Genomic DNA, 26,530 nt, shown 5'->3' with positions numbered 1-26,530 from the left:
CGGAAGGCAGGGGGCAATGGTAGCGTCGACTTCCAATTGGTCAGCTTGCGGCCGTCAGCCGGAAATCCGCTCGATCACCGCGCCGCAGCCGGAAAGCTTTTCTTCCAGCCGCTCGAAGCCGCGGTCGAGGTGGTAGACGCGGTTGACCGTCGTCTCGCCTTCGGCGGCAAGGCCGGCGATGACCAGCGACACTGAGGCGCGCAAATCGGTCGCCATCACCGGCGCGCCCTTGAGCTTGGCGACACCGTCGACGATCGCCGTCTGGCCGGACAGCGTGATGTGGGCGCCGAGGCGGGCGAGCTCCTGCACATGCATGAAGCGGTTCTCGAAGATGGTCTCGGTGATGCGCGACTTGCCCTTGGCCATCGTCATCAGGCCCATGAACTGCGCCTGCAGGTCGGTCGGGAAGGCCGGGAAGGGCGCCGTCGTCACGTCGACCGGCGCAATGCCGGCGCCGTTGCGCCGGACACGGATGCCGGAATTGGTCGGCGTGATCTCCGCGCCGGTCTGCGAAATCACGTCGAGCGCCGTCTGCAGCAGCTCGGGGCGGGCGCCTTCGAGCACGACGTCGCCGCCGGTCATCGCCACCGCCATCGCATAGGTGCCGGTCTCGATGCGGTCGGGGATGACGCGCACGCGGGCGCCCGACAGCGCCTCGACGCCGTCGATAGTGATGGTCGGCGTGCCGGCGCCGGAAATCCTGGCACCCATGGCGTTGAGGCATTCGGCCAGGTTGACGATCTCGGGTTCGCAAGCGGCGTTTTCCAGCACCGTTTCGCCCTTGGCCAGCGAGGCTGCCATCATCAGCACATGGGTGGCGCCGACCGACACTTTCGGGAACACATAGCGGTTGCCGACGAGACGGCCGTTCTTGGTCTTGGCGATGACATAGCCGGTATCGACGTCGAGATCGGCGCTGAGCGCCTGCAGGCCTTCCAGGAACAGGTCGACCGGGCGCGTGCCGATGGCGCAGCCGCCCGGCAGCGACACCTTGGCCTCGCCCATGCGGGCAAGCAGCGGTCCGATCACCCAGAAGGAGGCGCGCATCTTCGACACCAGCTCGTAGGGCGCGGTGGTATCAACGATGTTGCGGGCGGAGAAATTGATGGTGCGCGAATAGCCTTCCTGCTGCTTCTCGCGGCGGCCGTTGACGGAATAGTCGACGCCGTGATTGCCGAGGATGCGGATCAATTGCTCGACATCGGCCAGATGCGGCACGTTTTCCAGCGTCAGCGTGTCGTCGGTCAACAGCGAGGCGATCATCAGCGGCAATGCTGCGTTTTTCGCGCCGGAGATCGGAATGCTTCCGGCCAGCTTGTTGCCGCCGACAATTCTGATGCGATCCATGAGAGAATGTCCCCTCGGCCAGAACGGCCGGTTTCAATCGTTTGAGTATCGGCCCGTCTAGACCATTGGCCGGCTTGGTTCAAGAAATAGGATTTTTGGTCCCTTGGGCCAAGTGTGGCCGGGCAGTGTGGCCGGTTTGGGTTAGTCCTTGTGCATTTTTCCAGCAGTCGGCAATCCTTCCGGCCGCTGGTCGGGCTCGCCGGCGCGCCGCTCGTCGGCGCCGCCTGTGCGGCGCGAGCGCGACTGCACCTTGCGTTTCCCGAGATTGGCGCGCAACGCTTCGGCGAGCCGGTCCTTGCGGTCGCTGCCGCCTTTTTTCGGTGGATTTGCCTTGTCGATCATCGTCCTGTCCCGGCTGGCTGACCGCCAACCCCTGTTGAGGGATAGCCAACATTGTGGCGCGGCCATGTCCGGGAAAGCCGTTGCAAGGCGGCTTCCACAGCCGCGGCGCTGCCGTGCATGCCGCCCAAAACAGCCCAGCGGTTTTGCGACAATGAAACGCGACACTTTAGGTTTTTCTTGGCCTTGCGCTCGCCGGTTCGTTATGGCAGAAGCCCCGCCATCGGCTGCGGTAGCTCAGTGGTAGAGCACTCCCTTGGTAAGGGAGAGGTCGAGAGTTCAATCCTCTCTCGCAGCACCAGCCTATCTCCTTGAAATCGCCGAAACCCTTGGCAGGCAAGGTCTTCTGACCGTTCCGACGCGACAAGATCCCGCGACAAACGGACAGGCGCGAACGCCCCGGCGCGTTCGCAATCGCCTTGGTGGGAACAGCCCTGCGCGGCTCGCTGTTCGAAAGGTCTTCAACCTTTCAGGAGCAGCAAGACCGCTTTGACCGATGCGAGTTGGCCCGGCTGACCGTTATTCGGCTTTGTCGTCCGGATGGCCGAGTTCGCAGAACCAGCCGCCGAGATATCTGACCGACGGCCTTTTCGGGTCGGGAACGGGCGTTTTCGCCTCGACGACGGCGCGGAACGGCTCGGCGCTGTCCTGCGGGATGAAGCCCAGATGGTTGGCGCCGCTGTTGTCGACCGTTTTCACCTTGTTGTCGGAGATGCCGAAGGAGATCGTGTGGCCGACGCGCGGCGCGGTGAGCGAGGCCTCGACCAGGCGCACGCAGTCGGCGAAGGAGAGGTAGGACCACAGCATGCGCCGGTCGGCCGGCTCCGGGAAAGACGAGAAGATGCGCAGGCACACCGTCTCGATGCCGAACTTGTCCCAGTAGAGCCGGCTCAGGCTCTCGACGAAATTCTTCGACACGCCATAGAGGCTGTCCGGGCGCACCGGCGCGTCGACGCCGATATGCGCCTCGACCTCGTGATAGCCGATGGCATGCACCGAGGAAGCGTAGATGACGCGCTTCACCCCGTGTTTCCGGGCACCTTCATAGATGTGATAGGAGCCGCGGATGCTGGAATCAAGGATCGTCTGCCATTCGCATTCGAGCGGCGCGCCGCCGAAATGCACGATCGCGTCGCAGTTCTTGGTCGCCGCGATCGTCGCCTCCATGTCGGCGAGGTCGAAGACCGCTTCCTCCTCGTGCGTCGCCAGATCACCGAACGGCTCGCGCCCCGCCAGGCGGATGGTTCTGGCCAGCGGCACCAACCCCTTGCGCAGTTCCGAACCGAGGCGGCCGGCGGCGCCGGTGATCAGGATACGTTCGTAGTGCGGCATCGTTTACTCCACTTGCGCGACGGCGGCATTGATCCGCGCGATCGCTTCGGTCAGCACCTCTTCGCTGGTCGCGGTCGAGATGCGGAAATAGGGTGACAGTCCATAGGCGACGCCCGGCACCGACGCCACCCGGCCTTCGTTGAGAAGATAGTTCGCCACGGCCGCATCGTCCTCGAGCACGACGCCCTTCGGGGTCTTGCGGCCGATCAGGCTGGCGCAGCCGATATAGGCATAAAAGGCGCCGTCCGGCGGCGACAGCGTGAGCCCGTTGATCTTGCGGATACCGTCGACGACCAGGTCGCGGCGCGCTTCGAATGCCCCGCGGAAGCGGGCCACCTCGTCCTGCGGGCCGTTGAGCGCCGCGACCGTCGCAGCCTGCGCAATCGAGCAGACGGAGGTGCAGGACTGGCTCTGGATCGTCGACATCGCCTTGAGAAGCGGCGCCGGGCCAGCCGCATAGCCGACACGCCAGCCGGTCATCGCATAGGATTTCGAAACGCCGTTGACGATCAGCGTGCGGTCCTTGAGGTCGGGACAGGCCTTGCCGAAGGACACGAATTCGCGCCCGTCGAAGAGGATGTGCTCGTAGATCTCGTCGGAAAGCACGAGCACCTGCGGGTGCCTTGCCAGCACCGTGCCCAGCGCCTCGAGATCGGGTTCCGAATAGACGGCGCCTGACGGGTTGCCGGGCATGTTGAGGAACAGCCACTTGGTTCTTGGCGTGATCGCCTTTTCCAGCAAGGCCGGCGTCAGCCGGAAGCCTGTAGTCTCCGGGCACTCGACGACGACAGGCGTGCCGCCGAGCAGCTTCACCATTTCGGGATAGGAGACGAAGTACGGCGCCGGCAGGATCGCCTCGTCGCCGCTCTCGAGCGTCGCCATCAGCGCGTTGAAGATGATCTGCTTGGCGCCGTTGGCGACGACGATGTCGTCGGCCGTGTAGTCGAGACCGTTCTCGCGCCGGAACTTGCCGGCAATGGCCTCGCGCACCTCGGGCGTGCCGGCGGCACCCGTATAAAGCGTCTGGCCGGCCTTCGCCGCGAAATGGGCGGCATCGATGATGTGCATGGGCGTCGGGAAATCCGGTTCGCCGAGCCCGAGATCGATCACGTCGATGCCCTTGGCGCGCAGTGCCTTGGCCGCCTGCGAGGCCGCCATCGAAGCGGAAGGCTTCACCGCTGACAGGCGCGAGGCAACATAGCTCATTGGTCGTTCTCCGAGATGTAACCCTTGGACCGGTCGTTCGCCCGCGCGTCAGGGCTGCGCTTGGACGGATCGCCATAGCCGCCACCGCCCGGCAATTCCAGGATCAGCCGGCGGCCGGCCTGAACGTGTTGCCAGCCCTTCGGCCGCATCTTCGTGCCGTCGTCGAGCTTGACCACGCCGGCGACGCCCGGCTTGCCGCCGTTGCGCCCGTGGGCAGGGTGATTGACGCGGTCGAACATGGCCGAGAAGTCGAATTCATGGCCGTCGGTCGCCTCGATCTCGATGACTTGCCCCAGGCCGCCGCGGAACTCGCCGTCGCCGCCGGAGTCCGGGCGCAGCTCCTTGCGCCAGATGACGATCGGGCCGGTATGTTCCGTCGCCTCGATCGGCATCGTGTGCACGCCCGACGGGAAAGCAGTAGCCGACAGGCCGTCGAGGCCGGGGCGGGCGCCCATGCCGCCGGAATTGAACATCAGCACCTCGGCGCGGCGGCCGGATGCTCCGGCGACCGGACGCGCCGATATGTGGATGTTCCACAGCGCGCCCGCACCTTCGGCAAGGATCTTGCCGGGAAGGGCCTGGGAGATGGCGCCCAGCACGAGGTCCGGAACCATGTGGCCGAAGATATGCCTGAGCGCCACCGGCGCCGGCCGCACGGCGTTCAGGATGTTGACCGGCGACGAGACAGTGAAGAAGGCCAGCGAAGCGGCATTGTTCGGGATATCCGGAGCAACCACGCATTTCAGCGCATAGCAGGCATAGGCCTTGCTGTAGATGATCGGGCAGTTGATGCCCCAACGGCTCATCGGGTCGGTGCCGGTGAAATCGACCTCGACGTGGTCGTCGCGGACCGAAACCTTGGCCGCGAGCTTCACCGGCGCGTCATAGCCGTCGGTCACCAGCTCGTTCGACCAGCTTCCCTTGGGCAGCGCCTTGATACGGTCGAGCATGGCGTCGCGAGTGCGCGAGAAGATGAAGTCGCCCAGCCCGTCCAGCGACGCCAGGCCGATCTCCTTCATCATGTCGACGAGGCGGCGATGGCCGACCTCGTTGCAGGCAGCGAGCGAATAGAAATCGCCGACCACTTGGTTGGGCTCGCGGACATTGGCGCGCAGGATCCTGACCAGGTCGAGATTGACCTTGCCCTTTTCCGCGAACTTCATGATCGGGATCTGGATGCCTTCCTCGTAGACCGACTTGCCGTCGGCACCGAAGCCGCGCCCGCCGACATCGACGACATGCGCCGTGCAGGCGAAGAACGCGACGAGCTCGCCGTTCAGGAAGGACGGCGACACCATAGTGATGTCGTGCAGATGGCCCGTGCCCTGCCATGGATCGTTGGTGACGTAGGTATCGCCCTCGTACATCTCCTCGCGCGGGATCTCGTTCATGAAATGCAGCACGGCCTCGGCCATGGTGTTGACGTGGCCGGGCGTGCCGGTGACGGCCTGCGCCAGCATCTGGCCGCGCGGATCGAACACGCCCGCCGACAGGTCGCCGGATTCGCGCACCGAAGTCGAAAAGGCGGTGCGCAGCAGCGTCAACGCCTGCTCCTCGACCACCGAGATCAACCGGTTCCACATCACCTGCATGCGGATTTCGCCAATGTCGCTCATGCCTGGCTGCCTTTGCGGGTCAGGAGGATTGCGCCGTCGCTCTGGATGACGGCGTCGAAGCTGGTGGTGATGACGGTGGATGTCTCGCGCTCGACGATGACCGCCGGCCCGGCCACCCGGTCGCCGGCGCAAAGCGTCTCGCGGTCGATGATGCCATAGGTCTGCGGCGCGCCGTTGGCCGGATCGAAGACGGCGCGGGTCGTGACCGCCTCACTGGTCCGCTTGCCGGGGGTGAGCTCGTGCCTGGCGACTGCGGGGCGAACATCCGTCGCCTTGACCGACCAGGTGACGATTTCAATCTCCAGCCCGTCGAGCCCTTCGATGGCGCGGCCGAAGAAGCGCTGGTAGTTGGTCTCAAACAGCGCCTTGAGCTTCTCGGCGGCATCGTCGCCGAACGGCTCGTCCGCCATCGGCACGGGGATTTCCCAGCCCTGGCCGGCATAGCGCATGAAGGCGGTGATCTCGCAGACGATCCTGCCGCTGGCGCCGGTCCGCACGAAACCTTCGGCGGACGCCTTGAGATCGGCGAGCAGGGCGTTCACCTCGGTTGGCTTGAACCGCGACAGTCGCGTCAGCTTCGACGCCAGCGCCTCATAGCCGAATGGCGCCTTGAGGAAGCCGATCGCCGATCCGACGCCCGCGCCCTTGGGGACGATGCACTGGTCGATGCCGAGCTTCTCGCAGAGCCTTGCCGCATGGAGGGGCGCAGCACCGCCGAAGGCGATCATCAGATTGTCGGAGATGTTCTTGCCGTTCTCGACAGCATGGACGCGAGCGGCATTGGCCATGTTCTCGTCCACCACCTCACAGATGCCGAAGGCGGTCGACATCGCATTGAGCGACAGGCGCTCGCCGACATCGCGCAGGATGGCCTGCTCGGATGCGGTGGCATCGAGCTTGATCGCGCCGCCGGCGAAATTGTCGGGATCGAGCTTGCCAAGCACCAAGTCGGCGTCGGTGATCGCCGGACGCTTGCCGCCGCGGCCATAGCAGGCCGGCCCCGGTTCCGATCCCGCACTTTCAGGCCCGGTCTGGATGCGCCCCATGGCGTCGACCCAGGCAATGGAGCCGCCGCCGGCGCCGATCTCGATCATCTCGATCACCGGAATAGAGATTGGCATGCCCGAGCCCTTGCAGAAGCGGTAGGTGCGGGCCACCTCGAAGGTCCTTGCCGTGCGCGGCGCATAGTCCTCGATCAGGCAGATCTTGGCGGTGGTGCCGCCCATGTCATAGGAGACGACCTTCTCCAGGCCGAAGCGCCGGGCGATGTCGGCGGCGAAGATAGCGCCGCCCGCCGGACCGGACTCGACCAGCCGTACGGGGAATTCCGAGGCGGTCTCCACCGAGATCAGGCCGCCGCCCGAATGGATCATGAACACCGGGCAGTCGGCGCCCATTTCCTTCAGGCGGATCTGCAAACGGGCGAGGTAGTCGGCCATCTGCGGACGCACATAGGCGTTGGCGCAGACCGTGTTGAAGCGCTCGAACTCGCGCATCTGTGGCGAGACTTCGGCGCTGATCGAGATCGGGATGCTGAGCTTGCGGGCGAGGATCTCGCGGGCACGCCGCTCGTGGTCGGCGTTGGCGTAGGCATGGATGAAGCCGATCGCCACCGAGCCGAAGCCGCCACCGGCGATCTTTCCTGCGATCGCTTCGAGAGCGGCTTCGTCGAGCGGCTGCAGTTCCTGCCCCTCGGCGCCGATGCGGCCCTTGACCGTGAAGCGGTCCTCGCGCGGGATCAGCGGCGTCGGCAGTTGCAGGTTGAGATCATACTGTTCGAAGCGGTTTTCCGTGCGCATCTCGATCACGTCGCGGAACCCCTCGGTCGTGACCAGCGCGGTCCTCGCGCCGCGGCGTTCGATCAGCGCGTTGGTCGCCAGCGTCGTGCCATGGATGATGATGCCGATCTCGGAAGGGGAGATGCCGGCATCGCGGGTGACGATGGCGATGCCGTCGAGGATTGCCTGTTCGGGCGCCGAGTAGTTGGTCAGCACCTTGGTCGAGAACAGCGCCCCCCTGATGTCGAGGGCGATGTCGGTGAAGGTGCCGCCGATGTCCGCGCCGAGACGGATGTCGTCTGTTCTGGAGGTCATGCCTTGGCCTTCTGGGAAGCGAGCGCGGCGTCGCGCATCTGGGATAGGGTCTGCCGGGGCGTGAGCGCTTCGGGCGAGATGGCGATGTCGAGAACGGCGCCCGTCGCGGAGTTGAGCGCCCGGCCGAATGCGGCGGCGAAATCCCCTGTCGACTCGACCCGCTCGGCATGGAAGCCATAGGCCTTCGCCAGGGTGACGAAGTCGGGGTTCTCGAGCGAGGTTCCCGAAACGCGGGCCGGATAGTGCCGCTCCTGATGCGCGCGGATCGTGCCATAGATGCCGTTGTTGAGGATCAGCACGATCGGCTGCGCGCCCGCCTGCATGGCGGTGCCGAGCTCCTGGCAATTCATCTGGAAGTCGCCGTCGCCGGCAAAGCAGACGACCGTGCGCCGGGGATACGCGACCTTGGCGGCGATCGCCGCCGGCAGGCCGTAGCCCATGGCGCCGGACTGCGGCGCAAGCAGCCGCGCCTGCGGCCCGAACTTGAAGAACTTGTTCGGCCACACCGTGAAATTGCCGGCGCCGTTGGTGAGGATGACGTCGGCGGGCAGGGTCTCGCGCAGCCAGGCGGTAACCTGCACCATGTCGACCGGACCGGGCTGGACGGGTGCTGAGAATGTGCCTTCATAGGCCTTGCGCGCCGCCGCGCGCCAGTCCGCCCAGCCGCCCTTCACCGGGCTCAGCGCCCTGGCCAAGGCGTTCGGGCCGGCATGGATGCCGATCGTTGGCACATAGATCTTGCCGATCTCGCGGTCGGAGCCATGCACATGGATCAGCTTCTGCCTCGGCACCGGCACGGACAGCAGCGTGTAGCCATCCGTGGTCATCTCGCCGAAGCGCACGTTGATGGCCAGGATCACGTCGGCGTCGCCGATTAGCTTCTTGACATGCGCGACCATGCCGACACCGGCCTCGCCGACGAAGGCCGGCGAATGGTTGTCGAACTGGTCCTGATAGCGGAAGGCCGCCACGACGGGGATGTCGGAGGCCTCGGCGAATACCTGGAGCGCCGCGCCCCCCTCCGTCGTCCAGTTGGCGCCGCCCATAAGCAGCACCGGCTTTTCGGCTCGGGCCAGCAGCTTGAGCGCCGAAGCGAGCGCGTCCGCTGATGGGGCCGGCTCGAAGATCGCCGCCGGCCCGCTGAGCGGCGCGGCCTCGGTCAGGGTGGTGAGCATGTCTTCAGGCAACGCGATCACGACTGGGCCGGGCCGTCCGGTCACGGCGGTGGTCCAGGCGCGCGCGACAATCTCCGGCAACCGCGAGACGTCGTCGATCTCGACCGCCCATTTGGCGACAGTCCCGAACACCGCCCGGTAGTCGATCTCCTGGAAGGCCTCGCGTCCCTTCATGTCGGTACCGACCTGGCCGACGAAGAGGATCATCGGCGAGCTGTCCTGCATCGCCGTATGGACGCCGATGCTGGCATTGGTCACGCCCGGGCCGCGCGTCACGAAGCAGATGCCCGGCGATCCCGTCAGCTTCCCGTAGGCCGAGGCCATGAAGGCCGCGCCGCCCTCGTTGCGGCAGAGCACGTAATCGAGCTTGCCGTAGGTGTCGTGCAGCGCGTCGAGGACGGCGAGATAGCTCTCGCCGGGAACGCCGAAGCTCTTGGTCGCGCCAAGCGCGATCAGGCACTCGACAAGAAGGCGACCGCCATTGCGGATCATGCTTCGGCATCCTCACGATTGGCGGCAAGCGGACCGAGCCTGCCTTTTCAAATCTATACCTGCACGCTGGCAGGCCGGGACGAAATCAAGAAATGCGGTCCATTCGAAAGTTTTTCTTTACAATAGCGAGCGGACCAGAACGCCGGGGTTCATCGTGCCCTTTGGATCGAGCGCGCTCTTCAGCCGCGCCATGAGGTCCCGCTCCACCGCGCCGCGATTGCGATCGGCCATGGCGATCTTGGCGCGGCCAAGCCCATGCTCGGCCGCGAAGCTGCCGCCCATTTCGGTGGCAAGCGCCGACAGCGCCTCGGCGAACTGCCCGGCCTTGCCGTCGAAATCGCCACGGCCTTGCGGCGGCGACAGATTGTAGTGGATGTTGCCGTCGCCGAGATGCCCGAACGGGTTGATGCGCACGTCGGGCAGGATGTCGTGGCAGACTTTGGCGCCCGCCTCGATGAAACGGGCGATCGCGCCCGGCGGCACCGAGATGTCGTGCTTCAGCTGCTCGCCCTCCAGCCGCTGCCCCTCCGGCTGTTCCTCGCGCAGCCGCCAGAACTGCGCCCGGTGAGCGCCCGATGTGGCCAGCGCGCCGTCCAGGACCAGGCCCTGCTCCATGCCCCACTCCAGCGCCGAGTTCAGGATCTCGTCGAGGGGAACCCGAGGCGAGCCTGAAGCCAGCTCGACAAGCAGATAGACAGCGCCTCGCGTCTCCAACTGATAGGCGAGATCGGGCACATGCTTGAGCGCCAGCTCCAGGCCGAGATCGCAGAAGAACTCGAGCCCGGTCAGGAATTCACCGGCCTCGCCGCGCAGGAAGGCGCCGAAGGAGACGGCGGCGGCAAAGTCCGGTAGGACCAGGAGCGCGCCTGCCTGCTGCCTTGGCGTCGGATAGAGCAGCAGCGCGGCGCGCGTCACGATGCCGAGCGTTCCCTCCGCGCCGCAGAACAGCTTGCGGAGCTGATAGCCAGCATTGTCCTTCTGCACCGCGCGCAGCCCGTCCCATACGGCGCCGTCAGGAGTCACGACTTCGAGCCCCAGGACCAGATCCTGCATCATGCCGTATCGGAAGGCGTCGCTGCCGCCGGCATTGGTGCCGATCAGGCCGCCGATCCTGGCGCTGCCTTCGGCGCCCAGATGCATCGGGAACATCAGGCCGCGCGGTTCCAGCGCCTTATGCAGCGCGGCGAGCACGACGCCCGCCTCGACGACGATCGAGCCGCTGTCCGGATCCGCTTCGCCGATCGCCGCCATGCGCGACAGCGAGACGATCACCGCGTTCGGCTGCTCCGCGACAGCGCCGCCGCAAAGGCCGGTATTGCCGCCTTGCGGCACCACCGCCAGCCCGGCCTCCCGGCACACCTTGACGACCGCCGCCACCTCGGCGGTGTTGGCGGGCCGGGCGACGCCCAGGGGGGCAACGCCGTAACGGTTGAGCCAATCGCGCCGATAGGGCTCGGCGTCGCTGCCCGAAAGCCACCCTTTCGGCCCGAGAATCTCGCTCAGCTTGGCGGTGGGATTAGTCATTGGGATACCTGGGAGAGAACCTGGCGGCGTGCTGCTTCGAAACGTTGCATCTTCCAGAATGCCGTTCAATGACCCAGCACCTGCGACAGGAATTGCCGCGTGCGCTCGTTGCGCGAGGAAGCGAAGAACTCCTCCGGCGGCGCCTCCTCGACGATCTCGCCGGCATCCATGAAGATCACCCGGTCGGCGACCCGGCGCGCGAAGCCCATCTCATGCGTCACGCAGATCATCGTCATGCCTTCGGAGGCAAGCGTGACCATGGCGTCCAGCACCTCCGAGATCATTTCCGGATCGAGCGCGGAGGTCGGCTCGTCGAACAGCATGATCTGCGGCTGCATGCAAAGGGCACGCGCGATCGCCACCCGCTGCTGCTGGCCGCCGGAGAGTTGGCCGGGAAACTTCAGCGCCTGTTCGGGGATGCGGACCTTCTCCAGATAGCGCCGCGCGGTTGCCTCGGCTTCCGCGCGCGGCTGCTTGCGCACGATCATCGGCGCAAGCATGCAGTTGTCCAGCACCGTCATATGCGGGAACAGGTTGAAGTGCTGGAACACCATGCCGACTTCGCGCCGGATTTCATCGATGTTGCCGACATCGTCGTCGAGTTCGGTGCCGAGCACGGTGATCCGTCCGCCATTGTGCTGCTCGAGGCGGTTGATGCAGCGGATCATGGTGGACTTGCCTGAGCCGGAAGGGCCGCAGACGACGATCCTCTCGCCCCGCTTCACGGAAAGGTTCACACTCCGCAGTGCGTGGAATGTCCCGTAGTATTTGTCCAGGTTTTCGATGCGCACCGCGGGGTCGCTGGACTGGCCCGGATTGGCTGAGATCACGAGCGGGCCTCCCTATCGTTCGCCGACCGACATGCGGCGCTCGAGAAACGCGCCGTAGCGGGACAGGCTGAAAACGAAGACGAAATAGATGAAGGCGATGAAGGCGTAGACCTCGACATAGGCGAAGCGCCACTCGCCGGTTCCATAGGCGGCATTGCCGGAAGCCAGTATCTCGAAGAAGCCGACGATGACCACGAGCGAGGTCTCCTTGAACGAGATCACGAACTGGTTGATCGTCGCTGGTAGCGCGTTGCGCATGGCCTGCGGCAGCAGGATGCGGCCAATGCGCTGCCAATAGCTCATGCCGAGCGCCATAGCGGCCTCTTCCTGACCGCCGGGAACGCCTTGCATGCCGCCTCTGGCGATCTCCGCCTGATAGGCGGAGAAGAACAGCGCCGAACCCAGGATCACCCGGTAGAGCTTGTCGCCTGCCAGCCACTGCGGCAGCGCGAACGGCAGGACGATGGCGAATGTGAACAGGATCGAGATCAGCGGCAGCGAGCGGACCGAGTCGATGATGATGCCGGTGGTCCGCGATATCCACGGCAGTTCCGACCGGCGCAACAGGGCCAGGCAGATCGCCAGCGGGAAGCCGATCAGGCAGGTGGTCACGAAGATGAACAGGGTCAGCGCCAGTCCGCCCCAGGCTTCCTCGCCGACATAGGCAAGGCCAAGCACGCCGCCCTTCATCAGCACGTAGTAGAGGGCTGTTCCGGCTCCCCAAACCAGCGCGATGCGGCGACCCGTCCAGAAGGCCGGGATACAGCTCAGCACCGTCATCACCACCACGGTCACGCAGGCCAGCGCCGAGCGCCACTGCTCTTCGAAGGGATAGAGCCCGAACAGGATGATGCGCCACCTGGCGGCGATGACCGACCAGCAGGCTCCGGCCGCCGCCTGGCAGGCTTCCGGTCCGCCGCTGGTGGTGAAGACAGCCGAGAAGATCGCCCAGTTGAGCAGCTTCCAGGCGAGAAAAACCATGACCGCCAGGGAGACCAGCGACAACAAGGCCTGAAGCGGCGTCGCAAAGAAACGCCGTCTCAGATCCTCGATCCTTCCGGGGGCAGGGGGCGCGACAACGACCATCTCCATCTTTCATCCCCTCAGTTGGTTGCCCTTGAGGGCGATTGCCTTGTTGATGCGATTGAAGACGGCGGCGAGGCTGAGATTGATGGTGAGGAAACCCGCCATCAGGATGCCGATCGCCTCGAGCGTCTGGCCTGAGTGGTTGATGGTCAGCGCCACGATCATGAAGAAATCGGTGAAGCCAACCGCGATCCCCATCGTCGTCGCCTTGATCAGCCAGACATACTGGTTGGCGAGGATCGGCAGCATGGCGCGCAGCGCCAGCGGCAGCTTGACCAGCGTGAAGACCCGCCAGGGGCTGAGTCCCAGCGACAGCGCCGCCTCGACTTGACCCTTGCCGACAGATTTGAAGCCGCCGCGCACGATCTCGGCGATGTAGGAGCCGCCATAGATGGCGATGGCGACGGCGAGCGCGGAAAACTCGGGCGGAATGCGCAGGCCGCCCCTCAGGTTGAGGCCTTGCAGGGCAGGGAAGTCGATCAGTGGCGCATCAGGCAAACGACCAACGATCAGGATGAGGGCCGCGCAGGCGAGCGCCGCCGCCGTGCCGGCAAGCTGGAAGGTGAGCCGTTCGCCGACCGGTTGGCTGAGGCGTGACGTGCGACCCAGCCAGACAGGCAGCGCAATAGCGGCGATCAAGGCAGCCAGGGCCAATGCCATCGCCGCGCCGCCGACATTCGGGAACGGGACATAGAGTCCGCGGCTGGTCAGCAGCATGCCCCAGGCTTCGTGTGCGCTGCGCGGCGGAGGCAGATGCGTGATGAGGGCGTACCAGAAGAAGACCTGGAGGATCAGCGGTATGTTGCGGAAGATGTCGACATAGGTGCGGCCGAGCAGCCGCGCCAATTCGTTCGAGGAGGTGCGCGCCAGGCCGACGATCGTGCCGACGGTCGTTGCGAGCATCAGCCCGACGCTTCCCAGGAACAGCGTGTTGATGATCCCGATGAGGAAGAACCACCAGTAGGGATCATTGGCGGTGGCGGGCAGCAGCGAGAAGCTTACGTCCCAGCCCGTCGACTTGTGAAGAAAATCGAATCCCGAGGTGATCCCTTGCTCAGCAAGGTTGCGCCGGGCGATCGCGACGCCGGCAAGCACAAGTGCCGCGATCGAACCGACAAAAAGGACCTGCAACAATGTATTGCGGACCTTCTGATTTCTCAGCAGGCTGCTCATTGACCGACCTTCCCGAATTTGCCGCTTGCTCCACCCGGCAAAGGCCGGGCAGAGCTAAAAGCGGGACGCGTTAAGAACGGATCAGTCGATCACCAGCGGGAACAGGACGCCGCCATTGTTCCACAGGTTGGTCAGATCGCGATCCATCTTGTAGGGCGAGTCCTTGCCGAGGTCGCGATCGAAGATTTCGCCGTAGTTGCCGACCTTCTTGATCACGTTGTAGGCCCAGTCGTCGGCAAGCCCGAGACCCTTGCCCATGCCAGGTGCTGCGCCGAGGAACTTGGCGACCGCCGGCGAGGTTGGCTTGGCCTTGATCTCGTCGACATTCTTGGAGGTGATGCCTTCCTGCTCGGCGAAGAGCAGGGCGGTCAGCGTCCAGTTGGCGACGTCGACCCAGTTGTCGTCGCCTTGCCGCACGATCATGACTTCGGGCTCGACCGCAAGCACGTCGGGCAGGATGACGTGGTCGTCGACCTTGCCCTTGGCGACGCGCGCGATTGCAAGGACCGGACCCCACTGGGCGTACATGTCGCAGCGACCCGAGAAGTATGCCTGCTCGAGCTCTTCCGTCTTTTCGATGACGACCGGTTCCAGCTTGATCCCGACCTTCTGCGCATAGGCGGCAACCTGCTGCTCGATGGTCGTTCCGGCGGGAATGCAGATGGAGCCGCCATCGGCGTCCTTGAGCGACTTGAGATTGAGTTCCTTGTGCGCCATCACCTTGGTCGTGCCGAGGTAATAGGACATGGAGAACTGCAGGCCGAGCTCGGTGTCGCGGCTGAGCGTGCCGCCCGAGGCCTTGATGATGATGTCGACATCGCCGGACTGCAGCGACGGCCAGCGCTGGGCCCAGCTGATCGGAACGACCTTCAGCTTTGCCGGGTCGCCGAACACGGCCGTGGCCACCGCCTTGCAGAGGTCGATGTCCATGCCTTTCCAGTTGCCCGTGTCGTCCACCTCGGCAAAGCCGAGATAGGAGCCGTCATGGCCGGTGCAGTTCAGAACGCCGCGTGCCTTGACGGTTTCGAGCGTCTTGCCGCCGGCGGCTTCGGCAGGCGCTGCGAAATGAACCAGGCCAACGGCCAGGGCCGCAGCCCCCCATTGCATCATTTTCATGTTGTTGTCTCCACTGTTGAGGTTGTTCCGTTTCTTGTTTTTGTTGGAGTCCGAAACAACGTTCGGAACTCGGTCGCCAAGCCGCCTCCTAGTCGGAAAGCGGGGTCGGTTTCGGCAGGGAAATCTTGAGGTCGCTCCGCCAATCTTGCTGGGCCAGCCATCGGTGCAGCGCGGCCACGGCCTTCACACGCAGATGCCCGCGCGGGACGACAAGGTAGAAGCCGGGAACTTCCTCCGGCTTCATGTCGGCTATGGCGTCGCGGCCGATCGGCGCAACGAGCGCGCCCGACCGGAAGTCTTCCTCGGCGTCGATGACGGAGACGAGGCCCACGCCGATGCCTTGCAGGGTCGCGCGGCGCATGGTTGCGGCGTCGTCGAAGCTGATGCTGCGGTCGCCATCCGTCAGCTCCACCCCGAGGTGGCGCAATATGTCCGGCCACAGGCGCTTCGACTTGACCGTGTCGAGCAGCGTGAACCGCGTCAGGTCCTGCGCCGACTTGATCTTCTCGCCGATCGCCGGCGTGCAGCAGATGATCTTCGGGTCCGGCACCAGGAGCGTCGTCTCGTAGTCGGGCCAGCTGCCGTAGCCCCACTGCACCGTCATATCGATGTCGTCGCGCCCGAAATCCGGCAGGTCGACCATCGTCGTCAGGCGCAGGTCGGCACCCGGCAGGATCTCGCGGAACAGCGAAAGCCTGGGCAGCAGATAGTGGGTGGCGAAATATGGGCTCGCATTGAGGTTGATGCGGTCGCGGTAGTTCGACTTGGTGACGCGGCGGACGCCTTCCGAAAACTCGTCGAAGCCGGCCTTGACGTAGTGCGACAGCAGGATCGCCGACTCGGTCAGTTCGATCGACCGCCCCTTGCGCTCGAACAGCGTCACCTGCAGCGTGTCTTCCAGGAGCTTGATCTGCTGGCCGACGGCCTGCGGCGTCACCAGCAGTTCGTCGGCCGCCTGCCTGAAGCTCTTGTGCTGCGCGACCGCGTGGAAGACCCTGAGCGCATTGAGCGAGGGAAGGCGAAGCTTGCCGGTCATCGTGAATTCCGCCTCCTCTTGCTTGGGACTCCGTCGATCATGCACTGCCATATCGCCGCTGCCATCGGCTGCGGGAAGTCACCTCAGGCGTAGATATAACCGCCTGAAACGATTACGTTTTCGCCGGTCATGTAGGTATTCTTCGGACCGCCGGTCATGAGCACCCACTCGGCGATCTCGGTGGGCTCGGCGCCGCGGCCGAGCGGGCTCGCCTTGGCCAGTTCCTCGAGGAAGCCGAGGGCTTTTGCCTTCTCCGTCGCCATGCCGGCCGGGGCCACCGAATTCACCAGGATCCCGTCCTTCGCCACGTGATGGGCGAAGGAGCGCGTCAGGCTGACGACGGCCGCCTTGGTCGCCGCATAGTGGGCATTCTGCGGATGCGCCTTGAACGCGTCGACCGAGGTCAGGTTGACGATGCGCCCGCGCACCTGGGCTTTCGGCTCCTGCGATTGCATGTGGCGGACGGCCGCCACCATCATGTGGTAGGTGCCCTTGATGTTGATGCCGTTGGAGGCATCCCAATCGGCGTCGCTGATTTCGAGCAGCGGGCGGCGGGGATAGATCGCGGCGCAGTTGATCAGCGTGTCGATGCGCCCGAGCTTCGAAACGATGGCGTCGAACGCGGTATGGCACTGCGGGCCGACCTGGATGTCGCAGGTCGCGGCGGCGGTCGGCAGGCCCTTGGCCTTGGCTGGCGCGAGCGCGGATTCGGCCGCCTCCTGGTTGATGTCGATGATGCCGATCTTTGCCGCGCCGGCCTCGACAGCCATGCGAGCCAAAAGCGCGCCGAGGCCGGCGCCGCCGCCAACGATGAGAACGGAAAGATCCTTCATCCTATTTTCCTTGCTTGCTGCCGCTTGGGCTCGTCGGCCGGGTCGGCATGATGTCGAAGCGGGTCACGTCGGCCCATGCCGGCAGGCCGAGCAGGGTGACGACCATTTTGGCCACGTCGTCCGGCTGCACGGCGGCATTGCCGGCATACATGGCCGCCCGCGTCTCGGCGTCGAGTATGTCCTTGTAGAGCTGCGTCTCGACGCGGCCGGGCACGATCTCGGTGACGCGTATGCCGTATTGAGACAGGTCGGCGCGCAGTGCGGCGGCAAAGCCGGCGATCGCCGCCTTGGTGGCGGAATAGACGGCGACGTTGGGGAAGGCCGCATGGCCGGCGGAGGAGCCGGTGAACAGAATGTGCCCAGACTGCCGCTCGCGCATCTGCGGCACGACGAGGCGGGAAAGCAGGATCGCGGCGCTGACGTTCACCTCCAGCGCGGTGTCGATGTCGGCGATCTTCATGTCGGCGAAATTGCCGAGCGGCGGCATGATCCCGGCATTGTTGATCAGCACGTCGATGGTGAGATCCGCCACCACCGATTCCAGCGCCTCGCGGTCGGTAACGTCGACGGCAATCGGCACGATGCCGGGCCGCTCGGCCTGCAGTTCCTTGAGCGCGGCCTGGCTGCGCCCGACGGCATAGACGTCGTAACCCGCGTCGCTCAACGCGACCGCGATGGCCCGCCCTATGCCGCTCGTCGCACCTGTGATGAAGGCTGTCGTCACCTGGGCTTCCCCGATTGCCTGGCTTCCAGTGTGCGGCTTCGACCGATGCCGCGAAACCAAGAAAACCAGCAAAAAGGAAAGATAAACTTTCGAAAGCCTTTTTGGCTGCTGGAATGTTCCAGCACGCCTGCGCGGCCACGAAAGCTGCAAACCTGGGCAAAGAAAAGCTTTCGGCGTGTGGACTTGGGCTTTCGGCCGCCGGTCGAGCAAAAAAATGGCTTTCGCGAACGCCCGGCTGGCCGTGCTCGACGAATGCGGACCGCGTCGAAGTCGGCGGAGCCTATCCGGCTGTCGGCGCGGGCTTGTTCATCTCGGTGAACAGCGAGGCCGCGGCCGCCTTCTGCTCGGCCTCCGTCGCCTCGACGCCCGAGGCACGGGCGAGCGCGCGCACCCGGCCGAGACTGTTGTGCAGGTGCTTGCGCATGGCCTGGCGGGCGGCGCGGCCGTCCTGCCTTTCGATGGCATCGACGATTGTCTTGTGCTCGTTGTGGATGCGCGCGTAGTAGCTGTCCTTGAGCGCTGGTTCGACCACATAGCCGAGCTGGAAGCGCGGCACGATCATCGGCCGGAGATAGGCCAGGAAGCCGTGGATGAATTCGTTGCGCGCGGCCTTGGCGATCGCCAGATGGAAATCATAGTCGTAGTGGATCTGGACGACGGCCGGATCCGCCTGTTGTGCGTCGACCTGCTCCATCAGGGCGCGGATTTCACCGGCCTCGGCGTCGCTCCGCCGTTCCGCGCAGAGCCCGGCCGACTCCACCTCGACGCTCAGCCTGAGCTCGAGCAGGGCGATCGTCTCGGGCAAGGTCCTGAGCGCCTCGTCCGGTATCGAAAAATTGCGCGGCGCCGGCGTCTCGCTGACGAACATGCCGCGTCCCTGCTGCGGCACCACCATGCCGTCGGAACGCAAGCGCGCCACCGCTTCCCGCACAACTGTGCGGCTGACGTCGTACTCCGCGCAAAGCTCCGCCTCGGTCGGCAGTTGCGCGCCGGGAGGCAGCCGACCGGAACGGATCTTTTCGGACAAGCTTTCGGCCACGACTGTCGAAAGTGGCTTGCGCTTCGTCATCAGTTCCCCTCCGCAGATTCGGGATGATGCCCGAACCGGCAAGACCATTCAAACCGCCGCGGTGACGATCAGCTCGACCAGCATTCCGGGCTTCGCCATCCGGCCCTCGCCGGAAGAGCGCGCCGGCGCATGTGCCTTTGGCATCCAGGCGTCCCAGATCGTGTTGACCTCGTCGAAGTCGCGGATGTCGTCCAGCCACATCTGGACGTGAAGGATGCGGGTTTTGTCGGTGCCCGCCCTGGCGAGCAGCGCATCGATCTTGCCAAGCACCTCGCGCATCTGGTCGGCCGCCGATTGGCCCGGCCTGGCGACCTGACCGGTGAGGTAGAGCGTGCCGTTGTGGATGACGCCGTGATGGATGCGGGTATCGAAGTCAAAGCGCTGGATGTCGCTCACTGGATTTTCCTTGTCAGATCGCCGGCGCCTGCCGAATGGGATTGCCTTGCAGGTACTGCGCGTAAGGCGCCTGAACCAGCCAGCCGGCATCGACCGGCAAGGTGACGCCGGTGATCGAGGCGGCGCGGTCGGAGCAGAGGAACAGGGCGGCCTCGGCGACATCACGAGGCTCGACGAAGCGGCGTAGCGCCGTGGTCGCCTGGATGGCTTCGGGGTTGCGCTCGCCCTTGGCGATCCTGGCCTTTAGCCCGTCGGAAAGCGTGTAGCCTGGCGCCACCGCGTTGACGCGAACGCCATGCGGGCCGAGCTCGGCCGCCAGGATCTGGGTCAGCGCCAGCACCGATTTTCATGTGCCAACTCCTGTGCGGCGTTCAAGCGTCTTGCAGCTCAATCTACCCATATGATATAGGACATCATACAAATTTCAATGCACCTTCTTCTCATGGGAGATCGATGGCAAAATGCAAGAGCGCGTCAATTCGCTGAAGGCCGCTATTCAGGCCGGCCGGGCTCACATTGGCATCTGGTGCTCGCTGGCTTCGGCCCTCACGACCGAGATCGTCGCGGGCTCGGGAGCAGGCTGGTTGCTGGTCGATGGCGAGCACAGCCCGAACGATCTGCGCAGCATCATGGCGCAGCTGCAGGTCGCGGCGGCATTTCCCTGTGAAGCTGTGGTGCGCCTGCCGTCAGATGATGCAAATCTGATCAAGCAGGCGCTGGATATCGGCGCGCGCAGCCTGATGATCCCCAACGTGCGGACGGCCGATCAGGCGCGCACAAACGTCGCCGCAATGACCTATGCGCCTGGCGGTTTTCGCGGCTTCTCGGTCGGTCACCGCGCCAACGCCTTCGGCCGTATCGCCGGCTATCACGCCAAAGCGCGCGAACAGCAGTTGCTTGCCGTGCAGATCGAGGACGAAACCGGCGTCGCCAACGCCGCCGCGATTGCCGCGGTCGACGGCGTCGATGTGCTTTTCGTCGGCCCCGGCGACCTCTCGACCAACATGGGGGCGATGGGCAATCCAGGCGCGGCGCATGTGCAAGAAGCGATTGCCTCGGTGCGCAGGGCCGCCACCGCGGCGGGCAAGGCCGGCGGCATCCTGGCGCCGGTGAAGGCCGACGCCGACCGCTATCTCGCCGACGGCTTTACCATGGCTGCCGTCGGCTCTGACCTCGGCCTGCTGGCGCGGGGTTCGGATGCCCTGATCGCTTCGTTCAACCAGTAAACCGGAGACAGACTGTGGCAATCCCTGCTTACAAAGCGCCGTCGCGCTCGGCCTACGACATCGTCATCGTCGGCGGCGCCGTGATCGGCTCGTCGACGGCCTACTGGCTGAGCCAGGCGCTGGGCAGCGGCGCCTCGATCCTCGTGGTCGAGCGCGACTCAAGCTACGAGTTTTCCTCGACAGCGCTCTCGACCAGCGCCATCCGGCAGCAATATTCCAATCCGATCAATGTGAAGATCAGCCAGTTCGGCATCGAGATCATCCGCACCTTCCAGGAACGCATGGAGCCCTTCTACAAGGACGAGCCGGCGCCCGATCTCGGTTTTCGCGAGCACGGCTATCTCTACTGCTGCTCGCCCGAGGGCGTGGACGCGGCGCGCGAGCGCGTCGAGCTGCAGCGCAGCCTCGGCGCCCATACGGTCTTCCTCGAGCCGGGCCCGCTGAAGGAGCGCTTTCCATGGCTGAATGTCGACGATCTCGGCGGCGGCTCCTGGGGATCGCGCGAGGAAGGCTGGTTCGATTCCATGGGCATGATGAACGGCTTCCGCCGCGCCGCCCGCGCCAGCGGCGTCGAATATATCGACAACGCCGTGACCGCACTGGATCTCGCTGATGGGCGGGTCGTCTCGGTCCGCCTCGCGACCGGCCAGACGGTCGCCTGCGGCACATTGGTCAACGCGGCGGGCCCGCGGGCCCAGCAGGTCGCCGCCATGGCCGGACTTTCCATCCCCGTCGCACCCTACAAGCGCTACAGCTTCGTCTTCGCCAGCGCCAATCCGATCCCCGGCCGCATGCCCAATGTCATCGATCTTTCCGGCACGTTCGTGCGCCCGGAAGGCGAGCTTTTCCTCACCGGCAACACGCCTCAGGGCGACGGCCCGGCCGACTATGACGATTTCGAAATGCACTTCGAGGAGTTCGACGACTATATCTGGCCGGCGCTCTGGCACCGCATTCCGGCCTTCGACGCCTTGAAGGTCCAGACCAGCTGGACCGGTCACTACGAATACAACATGCTCGATCACAACGGCATTGTCGGCTTCCATCCCGAGGTGAGGAACTTCATGTTCGCCAACGGCTTCTCCGGGCACGGCCTGCAGCAGTCGCCGGCGGTCGGCCGGGCGGTGTCGGAGCTGATCATCCACGGCGCCTTCCAGACGCTCGACCTGTCGCCCTTCTGCTACGAGCGCATTCCGCGCAACGAGCCCTTCCTGGAGGAAGCGGTGATCTGAGACCGGCTCCGACGCTGCGCGAGGAAGGTCCTCGCGACGCTGGCCGTCAGGAGGCGCGTGGCCGAATGACGGACCAGACGGTCAGACAGCGGATTTGAGCGCCTCGATCTTGTTCAGGGCGGCGTCACGCGCGCGCTCGAAACGTTGCAGGGCGGGCATCAGGTCGGTGCCGGCGATGCAGGACGTCTCGATGTCGCGACACAGATTGGACAGGGCTTCAAAGCCGAGCATGCCCGACGACGACACCAGCGAGTGCGCATCTCTCTGGACGACGTCCAGCTCTATCGTGTCAGGCGAGATCGACACGAGCCGGGTCCTGAGCACGTCGGCCAGCTTGTCGAGCAGCTTTTCCACTCTGTTCTTGCCGAGCACCGTTTCGAGGTTTCCGAAGACATCGGCATTGAAGTCCCGCCCGCCGGTAGCGGCCGGACCCGGTTCGCCGACGTGCCGATCCGGCCCGCTGCCGGTGTTGCGGACGATCGCCGCCAGCAGTTCGGCCTGCTTGAAAGGCTTCCCGACATGGTCGGTCATGCCGGCGGCCCGCAACTCGGCGAGTTGGAACGGCAGCACATTGGCGGTCAGCGCGACGATCGGGATATCCCGTACGGGGGGATTGAGCGCCCTGATATGCCGGGTTGCGCTGAGCCCGTCCATGACCGGCATCTGAACGTCCATCAGCACGACGTCATAGGTCCGGTTCTGGATGGCTGCGATGGCCTCCGTGCCGTCAACCGCGATGTCGACTTCGTGTCCGTGGGATCGAAGCACCGCGCTAGCGATGTCACGGTTGATCTCCATGTCCTCGACCAGCAGGATGCGGGCAGGCGCCCTCGTCTCGTTCATCGCCTCGACAAATCGCGAGGGTTCCGCGTCCGAGGTGGCCTCGGCAAGCGCGACTTCGAACCAGAACAGCGACCCTTCGCCGGCCGTGCTGTCAACGCCGATCCGCCCACCCATCAGCCCGACAAGACGCTTCGAGATCGCCAGTCCGAGACCGCTGCCGCCAAATTCGCGACGGATCGATCCGTCAACCTGCGAGAAGCGCTGGAACAGACGATCCTGCTGTTCAGCCGAGATGCCGATGCCGGTGTCGCGGACGGCAAAGCGCAGCCCGACCGGTCCGGCACCGGAGTCGCCGATGCGGTCGACGGCCAGGGTGACAGTTCCCGTGGCGGTGAACTTCACGGCATTGTTCAGAAGATTGAGAAGGACCTGTCTCAGCCTGTCCTGATCGCCGACCAGGCGAGGCGGCAAGGTCGGATCGACCTGCCGGACCAGTGCAAGACCCTTGCGCGTCGCGACGCCGCCGACGATCGAGAGCGCATTGTCGATCAAGGCGCCAAGCGAGAACGGATGGGCGTCGATCTCGACCTGACCGGCTTCGATCCTGGAGAAGTCGAGAATATCGTTGACGACGGTCAGCAAGGCTGCGGCCGACGTGCCGATGCGCTCGGCGTAGCGTCTGTTTTGTTCGGACAGTTCGTTGGAGGAAAGCAGGAGGTCGCCATAGCCGATCACACCATTGAGCGGCGTGCGGATTTCATGGCTCATGGTGGCAAGGAAGGCCGTCTTTGCCTCGCTCGCCTGCTCGGCATTCATCTTGGCGACTTCCGCTTCGGCCCTGGCAAGCTTGAGCTCCTCGGCTCTCTGTTCCTGAAGCGTAACGTCGCGCTCGGTGACGACCAGTTCGGCAGGATTTCCCGCCCGGTCGCGCACCAACTGCAGGGTGATCTCCGCCTGCACCCAGTCATCGTCCTTGCGGTGCAGCGTGAACACGCCTTTCGATTCGTCGATTTCGCCGCGCGCCAGCCTTGCATACTCGGCCTGGAGACGAGATCGCTGCTTTGGATGGACATCGGAAAACGCATTTGAGTTTTGAAGTTCCTCGGCGGTGTAGCCGAGAAGCCGCAGGCACGCGGGCGAGGTGTAGAGCCGCGTCCCGTCGAAGGCGACGCGGCTGATCATGTCCGAGGTGTTTTCGGCCAGGAGGCGATAGAGCGCTTCCCGCTCGGCCAATTCGCTTGTCTTTCGATCGACGAGCACCTTGATGGTTTCGGCACGATGGGCGAACAAGGACAGTAGGACGCCGAACAGGGCAGTGAAGACGATGCCGCTTGCGAGCACGAGGAGCGGCTCCTGGCTGGCGACGCTCTGCTCGAACGCGGGCGTGCTGTGCCACGAAAGTGTCCAACGCTGCTGCATCACGTCGACCTGCTTTCGTATCGAAAACGCAGGCGCGGGCGCGGACGCGTTGGGCTCACCGCTTTGGTAGATCAATGCATCGGCGTCCTCGCCGTCGCCGTCATAGACCTGCAATGTCAGCGAACGGTCTTCGCTCGTCGTCAGCCCGCTCATGAATTTCTGCGCGACGAAGGGCGCATAGATCCAGCCGGTCAGGGCCGCGCGTCGCTCGTCGACCGATCCGAGCGGCACGTTTTTGCGGTACATCGGATGGAGCAGGATGAAGCCGTTGCTCTTTGTCTGGTCCTGCACCAGCACGATGCGCCTGGTGATGGCCGGCTTGCCGGTATCGCGCGAGAGTGTCGCGCCCTCCAGGCGATTGCTCTCGAACGCGATGTTGAGTCCGAGCGCCGGACGGTTCGGCGCCAGCGGCTCGATATAGGTGATGATAATGCGAGGTCCGCCGGGAACGTCGGGATGGATGGTGAATTGCGGTTGCGCCTTTTGAACCCGGAAAAGGAAGTCCGATACCTTTTCCGCCGGAACGTTCTCGATGTAGCCGATGCCGTTGACGCCGGGCATGCTGCGCTTGAGGTCGAGGACGTCGACATAGGAGCGCCATTCGTCGGCGCTGACGTAGCTTGATCCTTCGAAGAAATCGACGCCCCCAAGCAAGGCCTGGTCGTAGGACGCCAGGCGGTGCATCAGCGCCTGTTCGTTTTCGATAGCCATGGAGGCGAAGATCGCGCTGTTGCGATCGTAGATGAACTGGTTGGTTGCCTTCCAGCCATAGAACGTCAGGCCGAGAGGCAAAAGCAGCGTAAGGATCGCGGCGATCGGCAATGTGCCCAGCGGTGTGCCGCGCCAACTGAGCTGGCGCTCGGCGCCGGGGGCAATGAGCACGATTGGCAGGAAAATGACGATGCCCAGAACATCGCCGCTCCACCATGTAAGCCAGTTGTGCGCTACGCCCGCGGACGGAACGACGCCGGCGAGGTACAGGGAGGTCACGCCGACCGTGGGCGCGACGACGCAGCTGACCGGACCCGCGGCAAGCAACGGCGCGATGATGTCGCGCATGCCCCTGAGATCGATCGGTATCCCGACCACGCGGCCGACAAGCCAGCGCGCGACCAGGGCCTGCGCGGTCGAACCGGCGGCAATCGCGGCGGCAATGGCGAGCTTGTCGAACGCCCAGCCGGTCTCAGCTGAATAGCCGCCGCCGATCACGGCGTTGAGCGCGAGCGATCCGACGAAGATCCCCGGCCACAGTGAGCGCCCGTAGGCGATCAATGCCCCGACGGCGATGCCGGATGCCGGCCAGATGATTGTCGCGTAACCGGGCGGCACGGCCAGAAGCAGCCCCAGCTGGCCGGTCAGGTAATACAGAGCCGCAACCACGACGATTTTGGCCAGCGCGTGCGACAGCAGGCGTTGCATAGGGTGAAGCATCATCACCAAACGCGACATGGTTCGCTCACGAACAACGAGATGGCCCCGACATCCGGCAGGCCGTGACGAAGTGGTCCGCTCATTCCCGCGACGGCACGCACATTCGTAGGCCAACCCTACGCAGGATCAGAATTCGGCAGATCGCTGCATCGATCCCGCGGAGATTGCACCGAACGAGTCAACGTCCGATTAATGCTGAGGGGGGCTGTCTGCCCGCGTTTGACCCGCGATGCCGTCGGCGGTCAATTGCCCAGATGCGAAAGCTCCAGACGGCCCTGCGAGACCGACAGCCGTTCTTCCGCCGACCGGAACATGTCCTCGAAGGCAAGCTCGTGCTCGAAAATCACACCGCCGACCTGAACCGCGAGCACGTCCTCCGTTCCCTTGGGCGCGAAATAGACTTCGCGCACCCGCGCCTTGATGCGTTCGCCGATATCCTTTGCGTCCTTTTCGCTCGCGCCGGGCAGAAAGACGCCGAACATCGAGGTGCCGATCCGGCCGACCAGATCCTCCTTGCGAACTGACGACTGGATCGTCGAGGCGATGAGCCGCAGTGCCTCGTCGCCCCACTCCAGGCCGAAGCGCAGGTTGAGGGATTTGAGATGCTCGGGATGGATGACCAGGAAGGCGCCGGAGCGGGGCCCGTCCTCGGACGGTCTCGCGGCCCGTCTGTCCACCATCGAGGTGAAGACGGGTCCGTTCAGGCAGCCGGTCAGCCGGTCATAGGTCGCCGATCGGTTGAGTTCCTGCCGGTAGCGGCGGATCTCGGCCCGCTTCGAGCCGAGCAGCAGGAACAGCGGCAGGCCGATGGCCAGCGGCAGAAGCGTTGCCGTTATCACGCTGCGCGCGAACGGCGTCAGCGCCTCGCTGAACAAAAGCAGATAGTTGAGGCCGAGCGAAAGAATGAGGCAGCCGGCCGTCCCGAGCACCGTCAGCCACGCGACATCTTTCCAGCTTTGGGCAGAGGGGGTCGCCGTCGGTTTCGTCACTGGCCAATCTCCTGTCCGATGCGCTGGCATAAGGCCGGTGTGCTGCAATTTCGGTTTCAAGGA

22 protein-coding genes and 1 tRNA gene are annotated in these 26,530 nt (G+C 64.9%); 3 read left to right on the top strand and 20 right to left on the bottom strand.

From position 1 onward, the window contains the following. Positions 1-54: 54 nt before the first annotated feature. Together murA and JG743_RS29460 are read right to left on the bottom strand one after the other, a co-directional pair. Positions 55-1,347, bottom strand: coding sequence for a UDP-N-acetylglucosamine 1-carboxyvinyltransferase (gene murA, locus JG743_RS29465; protein WP_202295793.1), 1,293 nt, complete (start codon positions 1,345-1,347; stop codon positions 55-57). A gap of 141 nt (positions 1,348-1,488) precedes the next feature. Next, positions 1,489-1,689 carry a hypothetical protein gene (locus tag JG743_RS29460; RefSeq protein ID WP_244672970.1) on the bottom strand — a complete coding sequence of 67 codons (201 nt, stop codon included), beginning with the start codon at positions 1,687-1,689 and terminating at the stop codon, positions 1,489-1,491. Between the two features lie 223 nt (positions 1,690-1,912). Between JG743_RS29460 and JG743_RS29455 the strand changes: the two genes are divergently transcribed. Then, a tRNA-Thr gene (locus tag JG743_RS29455) sits at positions 1,913-1,987 on the top strand. A 218-nt stretch (positions 1,988-2,205) separates the two neighbouring features. On the opposite strand, the gene JG743_RS29450 is transcribed toward JG743_RS29455, so the two are convergent. The 16 genes from JG743_RS29450 to JG743_RS29375 form a co-directional block, all read right to left on the bottom strand. Then, a complete protein-coding gene (locus JG743_RS29450) occupies positions 2,206-3,018 on the bottom strand; it encodes an NAD-dependent epimerase/dehydratase family protein (protein ID WP_202295787.1) in 813 nt (270 codons plus the stop codon). A gap of 3 nt (positions 3,019-3,021) precedes the next feature. After that, a complete protein-coding gene (locus JG743_RS29445) occupies positions 3,022-4,224 on the bottom strand; it encodes a pyridoxal phosphate-dependent aminotransferase (RefSeq protein WP_202295785.1) in 1,203 nt (400 codons plus the stop codon). Continuing rightward, complete coding sequence (locus JG743_RS29440) at positions 4,221-5,840, bottom strand: hydantoinase B/oxoprolinase family protein (protein ID WP_202295782.1); 1,620 nt, start codon at positions 5,838-5,840, stop codon at positions 4,221-4,223. The genes JG743_RS29445 and JG743_RS29440 overlap by 4 nt, the downstream gene beginning before the upstream one ends. After that, complete coding sequence (locus tag JG743_RS29435; RefSeq protein WP_202295779.1) at positions 5,837-7,933, bottom strand: hydantoinase/oxoprolinase family protein; 2,097 nt, start codon at positions 7,931-7,933, stop codon at positions 5,837-5,839. Before JG743_RS29435 ends, JG743_RS29440 begins: the two co-directional genes overlap by 4 nt. After that, on the bottom strand, positions 7,930-9,600 hold the full coding sequence (locus JG743_RS29430; protein ID WP_202295776.1) for a thiamine pyrophosphate-dependent enzyme: 1,671 nt from the start codon (positions 9,598-9,600) through the stop codon (positions 7,930-7,932). Before JG743_RS29430 ends, JG743_RS29435 begins: the two co-directional genes overlap by 4 nt. 117 nt (positions 9,601-9,717) lie before the next feature. Continuing rightward, on the bottom strand, positions 9,718-11,124 hold the full coding sequence (locus JG743_RS29425) for an FAD-binding oxidoreductase (RefSeq protein ID WP_202295773.1): 1,407 nt from the start codon (positions 11,122-11,124) through the stop codon (positions 9,718-9,720). A 65-nt stretch (positions 11,125-11,189) separates the two neighbouring features. After that, on the bottom strand, positions 11,190-11,954 hold the full coding sequence (locus tag JG743_RS29420) for an amino acid ABC transporter ATP-binding protein (RefSeq protein ID WP_202295770.1): 765 nt from the start codon (positions 11,952-11,954) through the stop codon (positions 11,190-11,192). Positions 11,955-11,966: 12 nt separating this feature from the next. Then, the gene (locus JG743_RS29415; RefSeq protein WP_202295767.1) at positions 11,967-13,046 is read right to left on the bottom strand and encodes an amino acid ABC transporter permease; all 1,080 of its coding nucleotides are present in this window, start codon (positions 13,044-13,046) and stop codon (positions 11,967-11,969) included. Between the two features lie 3 nt (positions 13,047-13,049). Beyond that, positions 13,050-14,213, bottom strand: a complete 1,164-nt coding sequence (locus tag JG743_RS29410) for an ABC transporter permease subunit (protein ID WP_202295764.1) — start codon at positions 14,211-14,213, stop codon at positions 13,050-13,052. Between the two features lie 81 nt (positions 14,214-14,294). Next, positions 14,295-15,329: an amino acid ABC transporter substrate-binding protein gene (locus JG743_RS29405; protein ID WP_202295761.1), complete on the bottom strand. Its 1,035-nt coding sequence runs from the start codon at positions 15,327-15,329 to the stop codon at positions 14,295-14,297. A gap of 88 nt (positions 15,330-15,417) precedes the next feature. Next, positions 15,418-16,365, bottom strand: coding sequence for a LysR substrate-binding domain-containing protein (locus tag JG743_RS29400; RefSeq protein WP_202295758.1), 948 nt, complete (start codon positions 16,363-16,365; stop codon positions 15,418-15,420). An 83-nt stretch (positions 16,366-16,448) separates the two neighbouring features. Further along, positions 16,449-17,198: an SDR family NAD(P)-dependent oxidoreductase gene (locus JG743_RS29395; RefSeq protein WP_202295755.1), complete on the bottom strand. Its 750-nt coding sequence runs from the start codon at positions 17,196-17,198 to the stop codon at positions 16,449-16,451. A gap of 1 nt (position 17,199) precedes the next feature. Further along, positions 17,200-17,922 (bottom strand): SDR family oxidoreductase, encoded by a 723-nt coding sequence (locus tag JG743_RS29390; protein WP_202295752.1) that lies wholly within the window; start codon positions 17,920-17,922, stop codon positions 17,200-17,202. A 280-nt stretch (positions 17,923-18,202) separates the two neighbouring features. After that, complete coding sequence (locus tag JG743_RS29385; RefSeq protein ID WP_202295749.1) at positions 18,203-18,991, bottom strand: FadR/GntR family transcriptional regulator; 789 nt, start codon at positions 18,989-18,991, stop codon at positions 18,203-18,205. Between the two features lie 48 nt (positions 18,992-19,039). Next, positions 19,040-19,387, bottom strand: a complete 348-nt coding sequence (locus JG743_RS29380) for a RidA family protein (protein ID WP_202295746.1) — start codon at positions 19,385-19,387, stop codon at positions 19,040-19,042. Between the two features lie 13 nt (positions 19,388-19,400). Next, positions 19,401-19,727: an SDR family NAD(P)-dependent oxidoreductase gene (locus JG743_RS29375; protein ID WP_244672969.1), complete on the bottom strand. Its 327-nt coding sequence runs from the start codon at positions 19,725-19,727 to the stop codon at positions 19,401-19,403. A gap of 121 nt (positions 19,728-19,848) precedes the next feature. Here JG743_RS29375 and JG743_RS29370 point away from each other — a divergent pair, with 121 nt between their 5' ends. Both JG743_RS29370 and JG743_RS29365 read left to right on the top strand, forming a co-directional pair. Continuing rightward, on the top strand, positions 19,849-20,613 hold the full coding sequence (locus tag JG743_RS29370) for an HpcH/HpaI aldolase family protein (protein WP_202295743.1): 765 nt from the start codon (positions 19,849-19,851) through the stop codon (positions 20,611-20,613). 14 nt (positions 20,614-20,627) lie between these two features. Then, on the top strand, positions 20,628-21,845 hold the full coding sequence (locus tag JG743_RS29365) for an NAD(P)/FAD-dependent oxidoreductase (RefSeq protein WP_202295740.1): 1,218 nt from the start codon (positions 20,628-20,630) through the stop codon (positions 21,843-21,845). Positions 21,846-21,926: 81 nt separating this feature from the next. Here JG743_RS29365 and JG743_RS29360 read toward each other — a convergent pair whose 3' ends face one another. Further along, the gene (locus tag JG743_RS29360) at positions 21,927-25,496 is read right to left on the bottom strand and encodes a CHASE domain-containing protein (protein ID WP_202295737.1); all 3,570 of its coding nucleotides are present in this window, start codon (positions 25,494-25,496) and stop codon (positions 21,927-21,929) included. Between the two features lie 224 nt (positions 25,497-25,720). Further along, a complete protein-coding gene (locus tag JG743_RS29355) occupies positions 25,721-26,467 on the bottom strand; it encodes a GGDEF domain-containing protein (protein WP_244672968.1) in 747 nt (248 codons plus the stop codon). Between the last annotated feature and the right edge of the window lie 63 nt (positions 26,468-26,530).

The organism is Mesorhizobium sp. 131-2-1 (assembly GCF_016756535.1).
In the GTDB taxonomy this organism is placed as follows: domain Bacteria; phylum Pseudomonadota; class Alphaproteobacteria; order Rhizobiales; family Rhizobiaceae; genus Mesorhizobium.
This window is presented reverse-complemented; position numbering and strand designations above follow the sequence as displayed.